General features: G+C 64.8%; 20 protein-coding genes and 2 pseudogenes. 11 read left to right on the forward strand and 11 right to left on the reverse strand.

What is annotated here, in order from left to right:
* Positions 1 to 228 carry a sulfurtransferase TusA family protein gene (locus QX048_RS33425; RefSeq protein ID WP_315715462.1) on the forward strand — a complete coding sequence of 76 codons (228 nt, stop codon included), beginning with the start codon at positions 1 to 3 and terminating at the stop codon, positions 226 to 228.
* 151 nt (positions 229 to 379) lie between these two features.
* Here the strand turns inward: QX048_RS33425 and QX048_RS33430 are convergent, their stop codons facing one another.
* From QX048_RS33430 to QX048_RS33455, 7 genes and pseudogenes are all read right to left on the reverse strand, one after another.
* Positions 380 to 1,309: a (Fe-S)-binding protein gene (locus QX048_RS33430; protein WP_316159605.1), complete on the reverse strand. Its 930-nt coding sequence runs from the start codon at positions 1,307 to 1,309 to the stop codon at positions 380 to 382.
* Between the two features lie 24 nt (positions 1,310 to 1,333).
* Positions 1,334 to 1,645, reverse strand: a pseudogene (locus QX048_RS35315) (4Fe-4S dicluster domain-containing protein); the annotation flags it as partial.
* Positions 1,646 to 1,649: 4 nt separating this feature from the next.
* Positions 1,650 to 3,377: a nickel-dependent hydrogenase large subunit gene (locus QX048_RS33435; RefSeq protein WP_315828045.1), complete on the reverse strand. Its 1,728-nt coding sequence runs from the start codon at positions 3,375 to 3,377 to the stop codon at positions 1,650 to 1,652.
* The gene (locus QX048_RS33440) at positions 3,374 to 4,033 is read right to left on the reverse strand and encodes a hypothetical protein (protein ID WP_315828046.1); all 660 of its coding nucleotides are present in this window, start codon (positions 4,031 to 4,033) and stop codon (positions 3,374 to 3,376) included. The genes QX048_RS33435 and QX048_RS33440 overlap by 4 nt, the downstream gene beginning before the upstream one ends.
* Complete coding sequence (locus QX048_RS33445; protein ID WP_315828047.1) at positions 4,030 to 5,094, reverse strand: hydrogenase small subunit; 1,065 nt, start codon at positions 5,092 to 5,094, stop codon at positions 4,030 to 4,032. The genes QX048_RS33440 and QX048_RS33445 overlap by 4 nt, the downstream gene beginning before the upstream one ends.
* Complete coding sequence (locus QX048_RS33450) at positions 5,087 to 5,506, reverse strand: hydrogenase expression/formation C-terminal domain-containing protein (protein ID WP_315828048.1); 420 nt, start codon at positions 5,504 to 5,506, stop codon at positions 5,087 to 5,089. The genes QX048_RS33445 and QX048_RS33450 overlap by 8 nt, the downstream gene beginning before the upstream one ends.
* Positions 5,496 to 5,996 (reverse strand): HyaD/HybD family hydrogenase maturation endopeptidase, encoded by a 501-nt coding sequence (locus QX048_RS33455; protein WP_315828049.1) that lies wholly within the window; start codon positions 5,994 to 5,996, stop codon positions 5,496 to 5,498. The genes QX048_RS33450 and QX048_RS33455 overlap by 11 nt, the downstream gene beginning before the upstream one ends.
* 129 nt (positions 5,997 to 6,125) lie before the next feature.
* Here QX048_RS33455 and QX048_RS33460 point away from each other — a divergent pair, with 129 nt between their 5' ends.
* The 7 genes and pseudogenes from QX048_RS33460 to QX048_RS33490 all read left to right on the forward strand — a co-directional run bounded on the left by QX048_RS33460 (position 6,126) and on the right by QX048_RS33490 (position 10,901).
* Positions 6,126 to 6,371 carry a HypC/HybG/HupF family hydrogenase formation chaperone gene (locus QX048_RS33460; protein ID WP_315752106.1) on the forward strand — a complete coding sequence of 82 codons (246 nt, stop codon included), beginning with the start codon at positions 6,126 to 6,128 and terminating at the stop codon, positions 6,369 to 6,371.
* A 180-nt stretch (positions 6,372 to 6,551) separates the two neighbouring features.
* Positions 6,552 to 6,617, forward strand: a pseudogene (locus tag QX048_RS33465) (adenosine-specific kinase); the annotation flags it as partial.
* Between the two features lie 236 nt (positions 6,618 to 6,853).
* The gene (locus QX048_RS33470; RefSeq protein WP_315752105.1) at positions 6,854 to 7,348 is read left to right on the forward strand and encodes a MarR family winged helix-turn-helix transcriptional regulator; all 495 of its coding nucleotides are present in this window, start codon (positions 6,854 to 6,856) and stop codon (positions 7,346 to 7,348) included.
* 61 nt (positions 7,349 to 7,409) lie between these two features.
* Entirely contained in the window at positions 7,410 to 9,083 is a 1,674-nt protein-coding gene (locus tag QX048_RS33475) for an FAD-dependent oxidoreductase (RefSeq protein WP_315828050.1), read from the forward strand.
* 194 nt (positions 9,084 to 9,277) lie between these two features.
* Positions 9,278 to 9,808 (forward strand): DUF4142 domain-containing protein, encoded by a 531-nt coding sequence (locus QX048_RS33480; RefSeq protein ID WP_409999281.1) that lies wholly within the window; start codon positions 9,278 to 9,280, stop codon positions 9,806 to 9,808.
* Between the two features lie 288 nt (positions 9,809 to 10,096).
* Positions 10,097 to 10,369, forward strand: coding sequence for a hypothetical protein (locus QX048_RS33485; protein WP_315715796.1), 273 nt, complete (start codon positions 10,097 to 10,099; stop codon positions 10,367 to 10,369).
* A gap of 55 nt (positions 10,370 to 10,424) precedes the next feature.
* Complete coding sequence (locus QX048_RS33490) at positions 10,425 to 10,901, forward strand: GNAT family N-acetyltransferase (RefSeq protein WP_315828126.1); 477 nt, start codon at positions 10,425 to 10,427, stop codon at positions 10,899 to 10,901.
* An 83-nt stretch (positions 10,902 to 10,984) separates the two neighbouring features.
* Here the strand turns inward: QX048_RS33490 and QX048_RS33495 are convergent, their stop codons facing one another.
* From QX048_RS33495 to QX048_RS33505, 3 genes are read right to left on the reverse strand one after another with little or no spacing between them, the layout of a single operon-like run.
* Positions 10,985 to 11,875, reverse strand: a complete 891-nt coding sequence (locus QX048_RS33495) for a hypothetical protein (RefSeq protein ID WP_315828051.1) — start codon at positions 11,873 to 11,875, stop codon at positions 10,985 to 10,987.
* Between the two features lie 9 nt (positions 11,876 to 11,884).
* A complete protein-coding gene (locus QX048_RS33500; RefSeq protein ID WP_315828052.1) occupies positions 11,885 to 12,226 on the reverse strand; it encodes a hypothetical protein in 342 nt (113 codons plus the stop codon).
* Positions 12,227 to 12,259: 33 nt separating this feature from the next.
* Positions 12,260 to 12,505 carry a DUF3551 domain-containing protein gene (locus QX048_RS33505; RefSeq protein ID WP_315715474.1) on the reverse strand — a complete coding sequence of 82 codons (246 nt, stop codon included), beginning with the start codon at positions 12,503 to 12,505 and terminating at the stop codon, positions 12,260 to 12,262.
* Between the two features lie 360 nt (positions 12,506 to 12,865).
* Between QX048_RS33505 and QX048_RS33510 the strand changes: the two genes are divergently transcribed.
* From QX048_RS33510 to QX048_RS33520, 3 genes are all read left to right on the forward strand, one after another.
* On the forward strand, positions 12,866 to 13,900 hold the full coding sequence (locus tag QX048_RS33510) for a YihY/virulence factor BrkB family protein (RefSeq protein ID WP_315828053.1): 1,035 nt from the start codon (positions 12,866 to 12,868) through the stop codon (positions 13,898 to 13,900).
* A gap of 227 nt (positions 13,901 to 14,127) precedes the next feature.
* On the forward strand, positions 14,128 to 15,654 hold the full coding sequence (locus tag QX048_RS33515) for an ATPase domain-containing protein (RefSeq protein WP_315752100.1): 1,527 nt from the start codon (positions 14,128 to 14,130) through the stop codon (positions 15,652 to 15,654).
* Positions 15,644 to 17,341, forward strand: a complete 1,698-nt coding sequence (locus tag QX048_RS33520) for a response regulator (RefSeq protein ID WP_315828054.1) — start codon at positions 15,644 to 15,646, stop codon at positions 17,339 to 17,341. Before QX048_RS33515 ends, QX048_RS33520 begins: the two co-directional genes overlap by 11 nt.
* Positions 17,342 to 17,403: 62 nt before the next feature.
* Here QX048_RS33520 and QX048_RS33525 read toward each other — a convergent pair whose 3' ends face one another.
* On the reverse strand, positions 17,404 to 17,616 hold the full coding sequence (locus tag QX048_RS33525; RefSeq protein WP_315752098.1) for a hypothetical protein: 213 nt from the start codon (positions 17,614 to 17,616) through the stop codon (positions 17,404 to 17,406).
* Positions 17,617 to 18,548 lie beyond the last annotated feature (932 nt).

Raw genomic sequence — 18,548 nt, forward strand, 5'->3', positions numbered from 1 at the left:
ATGGCTGACCAGGTTCTCGATGCCAAGGGACTGAACTGCCCGCTGCCGATCTTGCGCGCGAAGAAGGCACTCAAGGACGTGCCGATCGGTGGGACGCTTCAAGTGCTCGCCACCGATCCCGGCGCTGTGAAGGACTTCGAGGCGTTTTGTCGCACGACCGGAAATGATCTCTTGGAATCCAAGTCGGAAGGCAAGCAGTTCGAGTTCCTGATCAGGCGAACGTCCTGACGCTACGCAATCTCTGCCACGCCGGAGTGCCTTTCGGTTTGACCGAGAGCGGAACCGCAACCAACGGAGGGGGACCGGTGCAGTCTGCGCGCTCCGCCGCCGGCGTTTCGCCGCCGTTTGCCCACGCTGCAAGGCGTACGACTGTGAAACGTCACCCTTGCGTCTTCGCTGGGGCGTCCTCGATCAGATGGTCCGCAATGATCTCCACCAGGCTCGCGAGCCCGCCTTCCCACTTCCAGTGGGCCTTGCTCTCGTCCATGGTCAGCCGGCAGTTCGAGCATGCCGAGACCATCGTCTTTGCACCGGTCTTCTCGACCTGATCCATTTTGATCTTGAATACCTTGTGGCGAAGATCGGCAGCGCGCGCGATCGCCTGCACGCCGCCTCCGCCACCGCAGCACCAGTTGAGATTTCCGGTCGGGGTCATCTCGCGGAAGTCCTTCGCGAAATCCTGCAGGAGGAATCGCGCATCTTCGGTCGCGCCGCCACGACGGGAGATCTGACAGGGATCGTGATAGGTGATCGACTCCTCGATCGGCTTCAGCCTCAGCCTGCCGTCCCGCTTGAGTTGCGCCATGAATTCCGAAATGTGCACGACTGCGAAGGGCAGGGGGCGGCCGAGCATGTTGGCGCCCGACCAGCGCAGTGCACCGAACGCGTGGCCGCACTCCGGAATCACCACCGTCTTGGCTCCCACCGCCTCGGCGGCCTCGGTGATCCGCTGAACCATGATCCTGGCGACGTCCGCCTTGCCGGCCAGATAGCCAAAATTCGTGGCTTCATAGCCCTTCGTGCTCAGCGTCCAGTCAACGCCCGCGTGGTTGAGCAGCTTGGCCATGGCCACCACGGAATCGGGGTATTTCATCGTCTCGACGGACGAGAGCGTCAGCAGAATGTCGGCCTTGTCCTTGTCGAGCGCGATGGGCACGTCGTGCTCATCTTCGAGCCATTCGATACGATCGCGCAGCTTTTCGGCCGTCACGCCCAGCGGGCTTCCATGATCGCGCGAATTGTCGGCGGCCTGCAGAAGGTCTTTCGGTCCAAGTCCCGCCTTGACGAAGGCCTGCCGCGCGCCGCCCACGATGGAAGCGATGTCGATCCCCATCGGACAGATCGTGGTGCAGCGACCGCACATGGTGCAGGTATCGAACAGCAGTTCCTCCCATTCCCTGAGGTCCTCTTCCGTGACGCGGGGGGCGAAGAGCGAGAGCGGGAATTTCTGCCGGCGATAGGCCTTGGCAATCGGAAACAGCTTGTAGGCGGGCGTGTGCCGTGGATCTCCGGAGGCCTGATAGAAGTGGCAGGCTTCGGCACAGTTCCCGCAATGGACGCAAGCCTCGAGATAGCTGACCAGATGTCCCTCGGTCCGCGCCAGGAACGTTCTGCTGGCTGCTTCGACGTCGATTTCGCCGCCCATCGCCTTACCTCACCCGCAATTGTATCAGCTCTTCGCCTTCCGGATCGATCACATGCACCGCGCACGCAATGCACGGATCGAAGCTGTGTATCGTGCGCTGGATCTCGAGCGGCTGCCGAGGATCGTGGAGTGTGTGGCGATCCATCAATGCCGCTTCGTAAGGTCCGGGCTGGCCCTTGGAATCACGCGGTCCCGCGTTCCAGGTCGAGGGCACCACGGCCTGATAATTATCGATGCGCTTGTTCTTGATCACCACCCAATGCGCCAGCGCCCCACGCGGCGCTTCCATGAAGCCGACACCCTTGGCTTCGGTGGGCCAAGTTGAGGGATCCCACTTGTTCGAATTGTGAACGTTCAGATCACCCGCGCGGATGTTGGAAAGAAGACGGTCGTACCAGGTCGACATCTGGTCGACGACGATCTTGCTTTCCAGGGCGCGCGCCGCAGTGCGTCCCATGGTCGAGAACATCGCCGTCAGCGGCAGTTCGAGCTTGCCCAGCGCGTAGCCGGCCAGTTCGCGCGTCGGCTCGTGACCTTTGGCATGGAGCATCAGCACGCGCGCGAGCGGGCCGACCTCCATGACATGGCCCTTCCAGCGAGGCGCCTTCAGCCAGGAATAGCTCGCACCGACATCGAGCTGCTCGAAGGGAGGCTTGGGACCGCTGTAATGCAGATTGGTCTCGCCCTCGTAAGGATGCAGGCCTTTGTCCTTGCCGGTTGCATAGTCGTACCAGGAATGGGAGACGAACTCCTGGATTTCCTCCGAATTGTTCATGTCGACGGGATGGATCGTGGTCAGGTCGCGATTGAGGATGGCGCCCGCCGGGATCAGCCAACTGGCCGGGTCGTCCATGCCCTTTTCGGGAAAGTCGCCGTAGGTCAGGAAGTTGCCCACGCCTTCGCCGCGCGCGAACCAGTCCTTGTAGAAGGATGCGATGGCCAGCGTGTCCGGCAGATAGACCTGCTCGACAAAATCCTTCATTCGGCCGATCACGGTCTTCACCGTCTGCAGACCGTCGATGCCGATGGCGGTGCCGCCGGTGTTCAGGCTGATCGCCGACGGGGCGCCGCCGACCAGGAAATTCGGATGCGGATTCTTGCCGCCGAAGACGGTATGGAGCTGCACCACCTCGCGCTGCCAGGCGAGCGCTTCCAAATAGTGCGCGACCGCCATCAGGTTTGCTTCGGCCGGCAGCTTGAATCCGGGATGTCCCCAGAATCCACCTGCAAAGATGCCGAGCTGGCCGCCTTCGACGAAGGCTTTCAGTCTCTTCTGCGTGTCTGCGAAATAGCCCGGGCTCGACTTCGGAAAGCTCGAGATCGATTGCGCCAGTTGCGACGTCGCCGCCGGATCGGCCTTCAACGCCGACACCACGTCGACCCAGTCGAGCGCGTGCAGATGATAGAAGTGCATGACATGGTCGTGCACATATTGTGCGGCAATCATCAGGTTGCGGATGAGTTGCGCGTTCGGCGGAATGGCGTATCCCAGCGCATTCTCCACGGCACGGACGCTGGCGATGCCGTGGACCAGCGTGCACACGCCGCATATTCGCTGCGCGAAAGCCCAGGCCTCGCGCGGATCGCGTCCTTTGAGGATCAGTTCGATGCCGCGCACCATCGTGCCGGAACTGTACGCACCGGTGATGGCGCCCTGGGGATCTGTTTCCGCCTCGATCCGCAGGTGCCCTTCGATGCGCGTGATGGGATCGACCACGATGCGCTGGTTCATATCTCAACTCCCCGGCGGCTGTAGAAGATCCCGGTCTCGCTTCTGGTCAGGAAGACGAGGAAGGCATGCATGAGCTTGCCGAACGGGAACCAGATCAGGAACAGGCACACGGTCAGGATGTGCACGGACAAGAGCGTTTCATACGGCGCCCACAGGTGGCTCACAGCGATCAGCCCTGTCACGACCGGAAGGAACGTCACCAGCCAGCTGAAGTAGTCGTCAAGCGTCGAAAGCAGTCTTAAGACGGGATTCGTCATCCGCCGCGCCAGCGCAGCCAGGAGCGACGCGAGCGTGAGCACCGACGCGGCCGAGATCACGCCGGTGGGCAAATTCGGCCATGAAAAGCCGAACAATCCGCGCAGGAATAGAATGTGCTGCGCCAGTCCGAACACGACGATGGCAAGGCCGACGTGAAAGACATAGCCGTTCACCGTGCTGAACAGCGACGCGCGCAGATGGGTGTTCGCGGGCCATAGGTGACGCACGAAGCCCCGGAACGCGCCAACCACCGCATGCGGTGCACCGGCTCGCTTCGCCGATCTGTCGTTGGTCCAGGGCAGGAGCAACAGTGACGCGAGCCGCCACACCACGCCGCCCACGAATATCGCGATTGCAATCTCGATCGCGGGCCCGCGCACGAAATCCAGCAGGCTCATGGCTGGGTCTCCCTCTCCGCTCGTTGTTTGCGCCGGCGCGCCAGCCATGCGCTGGCAATCCCGACCGCCGCGCCCGCAGCTGCGGCGCCGCCGATGATCTCCGGATCATTCAACGTGTTTGAGGAAAGCGGCTGGTAGAAGCTGCCGCGATCCCAGAAATTCGGTTCGGAACACCCCAGACAGCCGTGTCCGGACTGGATCGGGAAGGAGACGCCACCATTCCATTTCACGGTCGCGCACGCATTGTAAGTCACGGGCCCCTTGCAACCGACTTCATAGAGGCACCAGCCCTTGCGTGCTCCCTCATCGTCGAACTGCTTGGCGAACTGCCCCTTGTCGTAGAACGGTCGGCGATAGCAGCGGTCATGAATCGTATCGCCGAAAAACGCTTTCGGCCTGCCCTTGTCGTCGAGCTCGGGAAGCTTGTTGAAAGTCACGAAATACGCAACCGTGCCCGCGATGGCTTCCGGAATGGGCGGGCAACCGGAGACATTGATCACCGGTTTGTCGGTGATGATGTCGCTGACGGCAACTGCGCCGGTGGGGTTGGGATTTGCGTGCGGGATGCCGCCAAAGGCCGCGCAGGTCCCGACTGAGATCACGGCGGCTGCATCTGCGGCCGTCTCCTTCAGCACCTCGAGGTTGGTCTTGCCGGCGTTGGTGGAGTAGACCCCGCCATCTCTCGTCGAGACTGAGCCGTCGACTACGACGACATATTTGCCCTTGTTCTCCTTCATGGCAGCGAGGCGGGCCGCTTCCGCGGCAGCACCCGACACCGCCATCAGCGTTTCGTGATAGTCGAGCGAGATGAGATTGAAGATCATGTCCTCGATGGTCGGACCGAAAGAACGCGTCAGCGATTCCGTACAGCCCGTGCATTCCTGAAATGAGAGCCAGATCACGGATTGGCGCCGCGTATTTGCCAACGCCTCCGCCATGCCCTTCGCGGCCATCGGGGGCAACGCCAGAAGGCTGGCAAGATAGGTCGTATATTTCAGCAGGGCGCGGCGGGAGACGCCCCGGCGCGTCAAGAGCTCGCCGATTGTCTCGGTTTCATGCATCTTCGGCATCCTCTGAAGAGACGCGGTCGATCAGATCTTCAGACAGTTTGTTGCTGGCCGCAGCGATGTCGGCCGCATGGCTTGTCAGGATCTCCGGCGACGCCGTGATTTCGATGCGTTCGGCGGCGAGCTTGTCCCCGGCGCCCAGGTGGCGAACCCACCACACGCCGGCATAGCGCGTCTCCCAGATTTCGCTGATGCCGGCTGCGGTCAAAACGGCCTCCAGGTCACCATGGCCCAACCGCTCTTCCAGTTCGCTGCGGTCCGCAACCGTGAGAGGCAGGCTGCACAGATCGATCGCCGCGCAAGCGCCGGTCTTGGCAAGCACATCGAGGTGATGGGCGATCTCGCGGAGCAGGCTGTCGGTCATCCCGGTGCGGAACCCCGCTGCGGCATCCGCTTCAACTGTCATGGTGCCACCTGCTGAGTAGCGCTTTGATCTGCTGACATGCGGTGGGAATGGCCGCGCCAACCGCGGGCGTCAGCGACAGGCCCCATTGCGTGGATTCAGGTTGAACCGCGACGAGCGCCCGACGCGCCGGCTCGCAGCCGGTCAGCCGCGCCGCCGACATCAGGTCGGCAAGCGCGACCTCATGAGCCGTCCGCTTCTTTCCCGTCAGTTGCCGGTCCATCTCCGGACCTTGAAAGATCTTTACGGTGCCGGGCTTCGCGCCCAGTTCCACGGCGTCGACGGCGATGAGCGAGCCGAAATCTTCGATCTCCGAAAACAGGGATAGCCCGAGCGTCCCGCCATCCCGCAGAGCAACACGATGCGGTATCTCGCCCGCACATTCCAGTGCATCGAGGGCCCGAATGACGTGCACGCCAATGCCGTCATCGCTCAGCAGGATATTGCCGATTCCGAGCACCAGCGTGGTGGTCGCCGCGACATTCGTCCGCATGGAAATCCCCGCGAGATCAGGCGCCTCATATTCTATGCAGCGAATATGATGCTCTTATCTTGATCCACGTCAAATCGAGTTCATCGATCGGGCTATGATTTATCACCCAAGTAATTGCGTGGAACCGACATGTGCCTTGGCATCCCGATGCGGGTCGTGGAGTGTGACGGAGTCATGGCGCGATGCGAGGCCAAAGGCATCGAGCGCATGGTGAGTCTGTTTTTGCTTCAGCATGAAACGATCGATCCCGGCGATCACGTCGTGGTTCATGTCGGTTACGCCATCCGGAAGATGTCAGAAGCCGAAGCGTCGAGTGCATGGGATCTCTTCGACGAACTGCTTGCGGCGGAAGACGCGATGCGCGGCAATGCATGAACGCGCCGTGCGGGCCGCCTGCGTCAGCCGGACTAACGTACGGGCACGCCGTCAGCGATCGAAGTCGCGCTGCTCGATCGGGCGTTTCATGCCGCGCGCATGGTCGCTCCGAAGCACGACGACGTGCATTTGCATGCCACGATGGCATGGACTCTGCGGACCGTTGGCCTCGATCGTCGCGGCGCGGTTCAGGGCATCCGCTTCGGGCTGGCTTTCTGCGAGGCCTCAGGCAACCGGCTGGTGCGCTGATCAGGTAATGACGAAGCATCGATCGATTTCAGAAGCAGACAGCCAGGCCGGCCATCTTGAACGACTTTGTTCTCAGGGTGGCTTCGCGAGCGTATGCCCTCAAGCCGAGATCATCGGAAAAGTTGGAGCTGCTCTTACCGAAACGCCGCAACGAATCGCCACGAATCGGGCGAAACGAGCGTGCGCTTGCTACCCTGGCCCAGCGTAGCCGGATTCGACGAGGTGTTTTCCACATGACAGCGCGATCTCCACGCGAGGCGCCGCTTGCGCGACGAACCGGAACAGCATGGCGGCACGCCAATGTCGGCCGGCTGCTCAACAATGCGGTGCGCAGGTTCGAATCCCGGGTCCTCCAATTGATGGCCGAGGGCGGTCATGGCGGGACGCGGATCGCCCATGTCAGCCTCACCCGCAATCTCGACGTCGAGGGCACCCGGCTGACCGAGCTCGCGCGGCGGGCCTCGATGAGCAAGCAGGCGATGGGCGAGCTGGTCGATCAATGCGTCGAGCTGGGTCTGGTGTCGCGCGAGGCCGATCCGAGCGACCGGCGCGCCCGACTGGTCCGCTTCACGCCGGCCGGACTGAAATGGCTGGAGGCGTTCGGCGATGCCGTCGATGTGGCCGAAGCCGAGATGCGCAAGGAGATCGGCAAGGCCGTGATGGACGCGATCCTGCAAGGACTGTCGGCCTATGGCGCCCGCTTCGATACGCTCGACGATGTCAGATAGTCAGGTTACTTGACTATTGTGCCGGGCGCGGTAGCATTCCTCCGTTGCGAGGAGAATCGCCGTGATCGAACGTCTGAGCGCCTCGGTGCTGATCGTGGGCGGCGGTCCGTGCGGGCTGATGCTGGCCAACGAGCTTGGTCGCCGCGGCGTGTCCGCAATCCTGGTCGACGAGAAGCCGGGAACGGCCTTCAACCCGCAGGCCAACGCGACGCAGGCGCGGACGATGGAGCATTTCCGCCGGCTCGGCTTCGCCGACGAGGTCCGGCGCGCCGGCCTGCCCGCGGACTACCCGACCGACGTCGCCTATTTCACGCGCTACACGGCGCATGAGCTGGCACGTTTTCAATTGCCGTCCGCAGCACGCGCGACGGAACTGGTGAAGGGTCTGTCCGGCTCGTGGAGCGCAGCAGAGCTGCCGCACCGGGTGTCGCAGAAATTCGTCGAGGCGATCCTGCGTAGGCACGCGGCGCAGCTTGCGGGCATTCAGTTGCGCTACGGACATCGGTTGATCGGCTACGTCGCGGATGACGGCGGCATTGCCGCCGACGTCGAGCGCGTCAGCGACGGCGCGCGCTGCGAGGTCGCGGCCGATTTCCTGATCGGCGCCGACGGTCCGCGCTCCCCGGTGCGACAATCGCTCGGGATCTCCTACGGCGGAACGACGGGAATACGGCGCGATTTCATGGGCGGCCGCATGCTCGCGGTCTATCTCCGCTCGCCGGAGTTCTACGCCAGTGTCCCGCATGCGCGGGCCTGGATGTATGTCTGCTTCAATCGAGACCGCCGCGCCTTCATGGCCGCAGTGAACGGACGCGACGAGTTTGCCTTCCACACCCAGCTGCGGCCCGGCGAGGACGAAAGCGCGATCACTGCCGATGATGCAAGGACAGCGTTCCAGCGCGCCTGCGGTGCGCCCATTCCCTGCGAGGTGCTTTCGCACCTCACCTGGACCGCGGGTCATGCGCTGGTCGCCGAGCGCCTGCAGCGCGGCCGGGTCTTCCTTGGCGGCGATGCGGCGCATCTGTTCACGCCGACCGGCGGACTCGGCTACAACACCGCGATCGAGGACGCGGTCAATCTGGGCTGGAAGCTCGCGAGCGTCGTCAAGGGAACGAGCCCCGTCTCGCTGCTCGACAGCTACGAGGCCGAGCGCCGTCCGGTGGCGCTGCGCAACACCGGCTACGCGCGCGGCTTTGCGGATTCGCTCGGCCTGTTTGCCGCGGTGCCCGAGATCGAGGACGCGACCGCGGCCGGCGACGAGGCACGGCGCATCGCCAGCGCCTATCTCGATCAGCATGCGCGCGCCGAGTTCAACATCCCCGGCGTCACCTTCGGCGGCCGCTATGATGGCTCACCGATCATCGTCCCCGATGGCACCCGGCCGCCGCCGGATGCGGCCAACGCCTACGTGCCGAGCGCCTGTCCCGGCGGCCGCGCGCCGCACGCCTGGCTGGAGCAAGGTATCTCGCTGTACGACCGCTTCGGCTTCGAATGGACGCTGCTGCGGTGTGAGGGCAGCGACCTCGATGAGGATCAACTCCGTGAGGCCATGGGGCCGCTGCGTGCCGATGTCGAGATCGTCACCTTGCCGCGGGCCCTGCGCGATCTCTACGAGGCCGACCTCGCGTTGATCCGTCCCGATCAGATCGTGGCGTGGCGCGGGAGCGCGGCGCAGGCCGGCCTGCTTCGACGCGTGCTGGCTCGGGCGCTCGGAGGAGATGCACGTTCTCACTGAGAGCTGTCTAGCGCGGGTCCGATACCGAGAAGTCATCGACGTCGTGCTGCGGGGGCGTGCCGCAGCATTTGGAACCCGCCGCGTAGTTGCGCGCGGAAGCATTCTGCAGGGCCGCCACGCGGGGCTTAGGAACGATCGTCGGGCGAGGCTCTTGCCGTCGGAACGATCAGGAGCCAACCCCTCGGAGATCAACGATGAGCAGGATGATCCACAACCATCAGACGAAAGCGATCCGAATTGCCATGGCCGCCTCTGCCGTGACCGTGTTGGTGGCCGGCGGCGCGGTCGCCGCTCCGAAAGGTCAGTCGCCCGCCAAGGATCAGCATTTCATGACCGAGGCGATCGAGGGCGACATGTCCGAGGTGAACATGGGCAAGCTGGCGCAGCAGAAGGGGCAGAGCGATCAGGTCAAGCAGTTCGGGCAGGCCTTGCAGCAGGACCATAGCGAGCATCTGCAGAAGGCGCAGCAGCTTGCGAGCCAGAACGGGATGAAGGTGCCGTCCGAGCCGAGCAAGAAGCAGAAGGCGATCTACAACCGGCTGGAAGGCATGTCCGGCGGTCGGTTCGACCAGGCGTTCGCGCAGGCGATGGTTCGCGATCACCAGGAGGATATCAAGAAGTATCAGAAGCAGGCCGCGGCAAACTCACCGCTGTCGGACTTCGCCCAGCAGACCGTGCCGGTGCTGCAGAAGCACCTCGACATGGCGAAATCATTGGCGAAATGACATGGGCCAGAGCGACCACGATGCCTCAGCCTTGTCCGGGCGTCGTGATCGCCAATGATCGCGCCATCTGAAGAACAAGTTTGCCGACCACGAGGCCAATGCAACGCTGGCTGAGACGCTGGCGAAGCAGCCTCGCAAGATGGCCGAGCCGGGACCGGCGGAAAATCGCACGTCGGCACTGCGTGTTCGGCATCGGAGTGCCGTCTGCCCGAGCATTGCCCGACCTTCGTCCGGCTGCTAGCGTTCTCCCATGAGGCACGGGCAAGCGATAAGACGATGACCGACGTGATGACCGAATCGGAAAAGGCGCAGCAGATCGTGGCTGCGCTGAGGGCGGCGGAGGCGAGCCCCCCGGAAGCGGCACTGCAGACGTTGAACGGCCTGATGGGCCTCGTCCGCAGCCCGAGCGCGGAGCAGCCGCTCGAGGTGGAGGAGGCGCGCTCGGCGGCCTTCATGTCGATCTGCGAGGTCGGCAAGGCACTGCATCGCGGGCAGCCGACGGAGGCGCTGTGGCCGACGGCGCTGTCGGCCAGCGAGCGCTGGCTGGCGCTTGCCAAGTGAGCAAGGGCGAGTGAGGAAGAACCAGACCGGTGCGGGCCGCATGAGTTGGCGTGCCATGGCGCCAAGCGATCTTGCTGATGTCGATGGGATCGCAGCCCGCGTGCACCCGGACTATCCCGAGGACAGGAGTGTTTTCGCGGAGCGCCTGCGTCTCCACCCTGATGGATGCCGCGTGCTGCGTGGGACCGGCGCCGGCATCGCCGGCTATGTGCTCAGCCATCCCTGGCATCTCGACCGGCCGCCGGCCTTGAACCGGCTGATCGGAAGCATTCCGTCGGCTGCATCGACCTACTACATCCACGATCTCGCTTTGCTGCCCGGGGTTCGCGGCCGCGGCTCGGCGACCGTGATCGTCGAGGAACTGATCCGACACGCGCGTGCGCTCGGCCTGGAGTCGCTGTCGCTGATCGCCGTCAACGGCTCGACGCCATTCTGGGAGAGGCAAGGATTTGCGGTCGACAAGGCGGCCGCCGCGGATCCGACCGGCAGCTATGGCAGCGACGCGAACCTGATGATCCTGCGGCTCGCCTGAATTGCGCGCGCTTCTTTCGCGGCGGGGGTACAATGCGTAGCGGCCCGGCGATGGGTCGGACCGCTCGCTGTTCTTGACGTGCTCTATTCCGGCATCGACATCGGCCGCCGCCACATGTCGCGCCGCCGGCTGAAGCGGTTGGCGTGCAGCATCCATCCGGTGACAGGCTTGCCGTCGCGGTGACGGCCACCGCTCTCCGCAGCCGCCCAGGCGGCGACGGCGCCGAGCAGCAGCGCGGTGGCCACCGAGAACGCCAGGATGACGGTACCGGCGCGCGTGCGCGAGATCGCGGTCTTGGCTTCTGCGATCACGCTGTCCACCCGCCGCTCGGCATCGGGAGCAGCGAGACCGGTCGTGCCGCTGACGAGCTGCACGAGATAGCTGCGATCCTCCGGGCTGACGCCATTGTGGCTCGACGCCGTGAGCAGGATGCGGCCGGCCTCACTGCGCGCGGGGGCGAGATCCGGGCTGGGTGCTCGCCGCGGCGCGCGGAACAGATGGTCGAGCTCATAGCTCAGGATCGATGGTTCATTGGCCGTCGCCGGCGCAGTCAGTGGATTGGTCCGCGTCGCCGCGGACGCGCCGAGCACGGCCAGGATAGCGCCGAGCACGACGGCCAGCGCCCAGGCTGAGACGCCATGCAGGCCGTCGCGCTTTTCGATCTCTTCGCTTTCGGCAAGCCCGTGCGTTGCGCGCAAGCGGCCCGCCATGTAGCCGCCGCAGCCGAAGCTGATCAGCGCCTGCAGCACCAGATAGAGGCCGGACAGGAGCCAGAGCGCCACCGAGGCGTCGCGCCATGTCGGCGCGGTGGAGCTGACACCGAGGCCGACCGACATGGCAAAGCTGATCAGGATCGAAGAGACCGCGGCGGCGGTCAGGGCTCCTGCAACGACCGGCGTCCATTGCAGGGTCCAGCTATCGGCCGTCGCGCTTGAAAGGGGTGATGTGACGACCGGCGCAGTTTCCATGGCCATGATGTCGTCTCAGCGCAGACCGAAGAACGACAGAACGGCCATGATGACCACGATCAACCCCACGAGATAAATCAGTCCGTCCATGATGATCCTCCTCCGGTTCGACATTGGTCGCCGTATAAGCAACAGCGAGGCGCAATGTTCCGTGCACGTATCAGCGGAGGAGGAGAGGACGCGTGACCGCCGGCCTCGGATGGGACTTGCCGCAACAGCTAACGGATCATGAGGCAAAGGATCATGGTGCCGTTGCGCGATGCAATAGAGCAGGGCCAGGGGAGGCGTGGCGGCCAGAGATGTCGCCGCCAGCCATGTTTCAATTGTTGCCAGGTTTGGATGGATCGCGCGGCTCATTCCCCGCGCGAGGGCTGACGCAATGACCCGCGGTCAATAGCGTGGGTCGTAGCCGCGCTGCCGGGCATAGGCGTAAGCGGGGTTGATGCCGCAGCCCGCATCGGTCCCCGAGGCCGCCGCCTGGCACTGACGATAGGTGGAGAACTGACAGTTGCCCGGATAGCCCCACATCCTGCCCTGCAGGCAGAAGCGGTCTTGCGCGGCGGAAGCCGGTGAGATCGCGGCGAAGCTCGCGAGGACGGCGGTGGCAGACAGCGAGGCAAATAACAGGCGGCGCATGCGTTTATCCTTGCGTTGAAAAGTACTATTGCAACGCGAGGGGGCGCAGGCCCGTTCCTCGCGCGCAACATCAACTGTTTTGTGTCGGCGGCGCAGCGACGCGTTCACAGGCCGACGAAATTGTCTGGATGTTGGCGCTTGCCCGAGTTGGCCTTTTGAAGATCAGAGGACTCCACCGTTGCGGAGCTTGGCAACGCGCGTCATGGCGTGATGCCGGAACATTCGTCCACCGCTCCGGTTGCTTTTGGCCGCTGGTGATGGACCGATCCCATGTTTCGCCGATCCAAGACGTCAGACGCCGCACATCGCGACTCTTCGAGCGTTTTCGCGAGCCGCCCGCGCGCACCTGGCACCGGCGGGATGCTGGCTCTGCTCGGGTTCGCGTTCCTGATCCACTATTTCGATCAGCGGCCCGAACAGACGGAAGGCTCGGGAGGCGCGCGCCGGTCCGGCGCTGGACACGGCCGGCTGGCGCGTTCGCCCGCGGAGCTTCCCGCGCGCGGCTGGAAGGACGTCCTGTTCCGGGTCTATGAAAACGTGACCGAGCACAGGATCGTTGCGCTCGCCGCAGGCATGACGTTCTACACCCTGCTGGCGATCTTTCCGGCGCTGGCCGCGTTGGTGGCGATCTACGGCCTGTTCTCCGATCCGGCCAAAATCACCGGACATCTGGAACAGTTGCAGGGCGTGATGCCCGGCGGCGCCATCGACATCGCGCGCGACCAGTTGACGCGCGTCTCTGCCAACGGCCGTCAGGCGCTGGGCATCACCTTCCTCGTCAGCCTCGCGATCTCGCTGTGGAGCGCCAATGCGGCGATGAAGTCGCTGTTCGACACGCTCAACATCGTCTATCGCGAGCCCGAGAGGCGCGGCTTCATCAAGCTGAACGCGATTTCGCTGCTGTTCACCGGCGGCGCGATCCTGTTCGCGCTGCTTGCGATCGGCGCCGTCGTCGTGCTCCCGGTGCTGCTGAACTATCTCGGCATGTCCGGGGCCGGCGACCTGGTGCTGCGGATCGGCCGCTGGCCGGCGATCTTCATCTGCGTCGCGCTCGGACTGGCCCTGATCTATCGCTACGGGCCGGACCGCGAGGAGCCCAGATGGCGCTGGATCAGTTGGGGCAGCGCGCTGGCGGCGGCGCTGTGGCTCGCGGGCTCGGCGCTGTTTTCCTGGTATGCGGCGAATTTCGGCAGCTTCAACGCGACCTACGGCTCGCTCGGCGCCGCCATCGGCTTCATGACCTGGATCTGGATCTCCGCCATCGTGATCCTGATCGGTGCTGAGCTCGATGCCGAATTGGAGCATCAGACCCTGCGCGACACCACCACCGGCGCCGCACAGCCACTTGGCACCCGCGGCGCCACGATGGCTGACACGGTGGGCCGTGGGAGCTGATCTGCCGTCGGCTGAGAATGCAGGTGCGATCGGCTCGGCCATGCGAGATGCCGCACGGGGATCGCAACGCACGGGGCCCGCGCCACGGCGATCTCGTGGAACCGCCCGCCTGAGACGGAACCCGGGAACCCGAGGCGGATCCGCTGTGTTCCTATCGGGTCGTCGCGAAGCCCCGAATTGTCGGGTTCGCTGCGGCGTCGTCTCGATTGTCACGACGGAGCTTATGCATGACGGAGCAGCCTGTTCGCGGAAGCGACGAGGGTGGGCCCAGGGATCTGCCGCGCATTTCCACCGGAAGTGAAGGCCTCGACGACATTCTCGGCGGCGGCTTCGATCCCAATCGCCTGTATCTGTATGAAGGCCGTCCCGGCACCGGGAAGACCACCATAGCGCTGCAGTTCCTGCTCAAGGGCGCAAGTTGTGGCGAGCGCGTGCTGTACATCACGCTGTCGGAAACCCGGCGCGAGCTGGAGGTCGTGGCGCGGCGCCATGGCTGGTCGCTCGCCGGCGTCGACATGTTCGAGCTGGTGCCGCCGGAAACGACGCTCGACCCGGAGCGCGAGCTCACCGTGTTCCATCCGGCGGAGGTGGAGCTCAGCGAGACCACCGGTCTGATGTTCAACGAGGTCGAGCGCATCAATCCCAGCCGTGTTGTGATCGACAGCCTGTCGGAGCTCCGGCTGCTGGCCCAGAGCCCGCTGCGCTATCGCCGCCAGGTGCTCGCGCTGAAGCACTTCTTCACCAAGCGCAACTGCACCGTCGTCCTGCTCGACGACCTGTCATCCTCGCAGGACGACCTGCAGCTCCACTCGGTCGCGCATGGTGTCGTGATGCTGGAGCAGCTCGCGATCGAATATGGCGCGGAGCGCCGCCGGCTGCGCGTGATCAAGATGCGCGGCATCTCGTTCCGGGGCGGCTTCCATGATTTCACGATCGCCTCGGGCGGGCTCAGGATCTTTCCGCGCCTGGTCGCCGCGGAGCATCACCGATCCTTCGCCGGCGATTTCACCTCGAGCGGCAACGCCGAGCTCGATCAGCTCCTGGGCGGCGGGCTGGAGCGCGGCACCAATGCGCTTCTCATCGGTGGGGCCGGTGTCGGCAAATCCTCGGTGGCGCTGATCTACGCCATCGCGGCGGCCCAGCGCGGCGAGCACGCGGTCTTCTTCGCATTCGACGAGGGCCGCGGCACCGTGGAAGCCCGTGCCCGGACGCTCGGCCTGCCGCTCGAACGCCATATCGAATCCGGGCGCATCCATTTCCAGCAGGTCGACCCGGCCGAGCTGTCGCCGGGCGAATTCGGCGCCATCGTTCGGCAGAGCGTCGAGCAGGACGGCGCCCGCCTGATCGTCATCGACAGTCTCAACGGCTATCTCAACGCGATGCCCGACGAGCGCTTTCTCATCCTGCAGATGCATGAGCTGCTGACCTATCTCGGCCAGCAGGGTGTGCTGACCATCCTCGTGCTCGCGCAGCACGGTCTGGTCGGGCCGATGGATACGCCGCTGGACATCAGCTATCTCAGCGATGCCGTGCTGATGCTGCGCTATTTCGAGGTGGGAGGGGCGGTGCGACGCGCATTGTCGGTGGTCAAGAAGCGCAGCGGTCACCACGAGCACAGCATCCGCGAGTTTCGCCTGAGCAGCTCCGGCATCACCCTCGGCCCGCCGCTCAGGGAATTCAGCGGAATATTTTCCGGCAATCCGCGCTTCACCGGAACGGATATCCCCGACATGGACGTGCGGGATGGGCATTGAGCGAGATCACCGCGTCCTCGTCTTCGCGCCGATCGGGCGGGACGGGCCGGCATCGGCAGAGCTGCTCCGCAGTGCAAGAATCGAGACGACCGTCTGCTCTGACCTCACGCAGCTGCTCGGTGAGTTGAGCGCGGGCGTGGGCACGGTCTTCGTTGCCGAGGAAGGGTTGTTCGCAAAGGACACCGCCGCCCTCACGCAATGGGTCGAGCGGCAGCCGGCCTGGTCCGATTTGCCCTTCATCGTGCTCACGAGTCACCGCGAGCAGAGTGCCGTCGTCACGTGGCGGCGCAATCTGGTAAGCGCGCTGCGCAATGTCTCGCTGCTCGAACGGCCGATCCAGCCGATCACGCTCACCAGCGCCGTTCAGTCCGCGCTGCGGGCGCGACGTCGTCAATACCAGATTCGCGCTCTCATCCAGGCGCGCGAGCAGGCGGCGCAGCAGCTCGAGCAACTCGTCGTCGAGCGGACGCGGGCGCTCGCGGAATCGAACGAGCATCTTCGCATCGAGATGGCCGAGCGCGCGCGGGTCGAGGAGACCCTGCGCCAGACGCAGAAGATCGAGGCCATCGGCCGGCTGACCGGCGGCGTCGCGCACGACTTCAACAATCTGCTGATGGTGATCTCCGGCGGGCTCGACATGCTCGACCGCCAGAGCGATCCGGCGCGGCGTCGCCGCCTGATGGACGGCATGATCCAGGCGGCGCAGCGCGGCGCCAGCCTGACCCGTCAGTTGCTCGCGTTCTCGCGCCGGCAGGAGCTGCGGCCCGAGCCGGTCGACATCGCCCGCCAGATCGGCGGCATGCGCGAGCTGCTTGACCGCAGCCTGCGCGGCGACGTGCACGTCGAGTTCGATTTCCCCGAGGCGCTCTGGCCAGTCGAGGTCGACCCCGGCGAGCTCGAGCTCGTCGTGCTGAATCTCGCCGTCAACGCTCGCGACGCGATGCCGACCGGCGGCACGATCGTGGTTCGGGCCGAGAACCTCCGCAATGTGCAAGACGATCAGATCGCCGGCGACTACGTCCGCCTGTCGGTGATCGACACCGGCACCGGCATGACGGAGGAGGTTCGCGTCCGGGTGTTCGAGCCGTTCTTCACGACCAAGGACGTCGGCAAAGGGTCCGGCCTCGGGCTGGCCCAGGTCTATGGATTCGTCACCCAGTCACGCGGCACCGTCCGCATCGACTCGGAGCCGGGCAAGGGGACGACGATTGCGCTCTACCTTCCGAGGTCCGAGCACGCGGCGTCCAGGGAGCCGCACCATCTGATCGATCTGCAGCGGCCCCAGGCCCGCCAGCGCAACGAAGGCCGCGTGCTGCTGGTCGAGGATGACGATGAGGTCGCTGCGCTCGTCGGCGAGATGCTCCGCCAGCTCGGCTATGAGGTGACCCGCGCCTCCAGCGCGGCCGCGGCGCTCGGTGCGCTGGCCGACGGACGAGCCGTCGATCTCGTGTTCTCCGACGTCATGATGCCGGGGGGCATGAACGGTGTCGAGCTGGCGCGCGAGATTCAGAAACGGCGCGGCGACATGCCGATCCTGCTGACCAGCGGCTATTCGGGCGCTGCCGTTCACGCCGCCAAGGAGGCGGGCGTCCGCATCCTGTCGAAGCCATATCGCATCGACGAACTGGCGACCGCACTCGATGCGGTGAAGATGGACCACGTCTGGTCGCAGGCGCGCATCTCGTGATACGGGGGCTGATGGCGAGCTGCTGATAGCGAGCTGCGGTCTCGGACCTCTCCAGTTCGCGATCAACCGCGCTCGATCAGCACCGAAACCGTGACATGCCCGACCTCGCCGTCATCGGAGCTGACCTTGAGGCGGACGTTCGTGGAGGAGGGATCGAGCCGGTCGCGCGCGATTGCAAGCGCGGTGTCCGCCGTCTGCATCAGCACCGTCTCGACATCATCGAAATCGACGCCATCGCCGCGCATTTCGCCAGGACTTGTCACATAGAAGCGCATCTCGTTCGTCCTGATCTGCCGTCACCCGAAGGCGGGAGCCGTCGATCTGGTGGAGATATGCGGGATCGAACCCTCCAGCAGCCACGACCATCTCAAAATCGAACATTGTGACAAGGTTCCTGCGGATGTCCGGAACACCCTGAACGCGGAACTCCTGAAGCACCCGCTTCACATGCACCGTGCTGAGACGGAGGGCTTCGGCGAGCGCAGGCTCGTAATCGGGAACTGATACTCGTTGTCGGCGACAAGACCGACCTCCGCCAGGCGTTGTCGCAGCTCAGCGACGAGATGCGCCACGCGTGCCGCTGCCGAGCCAACGCCGAGGTGCCGCGGTGTCGATGGTGTTCAGCTCGTGCCGTCGCAACCGGCGGGTCAGGATCGTCATGGGATGCCTGACCCGCTCGCGATGGCGAAGCTCAAGACCATCGGCTTGAGGCAGGGTCTGCAGGACCGGAGGCGATCATCGAAAACGGCCGAATGCGAGGTCTGTTCCTCGCGGATCAGTTTTTTGCCGGCAGCCAGCCGCGACCGAGCCGGTGCTCACCGCCGGTCGTCCATCCAATTGACAGATCCGCAGGCGGTACAATTGAACAGACGCGCCGCTTCGCCGGTTCGTGGGTTCAGGATGCTCTGAACCGCGCGCGCCGGTTGGCCGCAGCCGCGGCAGCGCGCCGGCTCGGTCCGACCGCTGTGGGAGTCACTGCTCTGATCCGACACGTCTGCCATGGCTGCCCCGAAACGGACGAGAGCGGGCGGTGGATCAGGTCGACCGCGCACGCCGGTCTGAGATGGGAGTGGGGGCGCCCGACGCTGGCCTTTTCTGGTCGATCCGCGGTTCCCCGCACCCGGCCGCGCTGCGATGACCCGCCGAGAAAATAGATGGCGTCGGTGTCGGACCGCCGAACCTTGCATCGTCCTCTGCGAAGGACACG

Source organism: Bradyrhizobium sp. SZCCHNS30572, assembly GCF_032484415.1.
Taxonomy (GTDB): domain Bacteria; phylum Pseudomonadota; class Alphaproteobacteria; order Rhizobiales; family Xanthobacteraceae; genus Bradyrhizobium.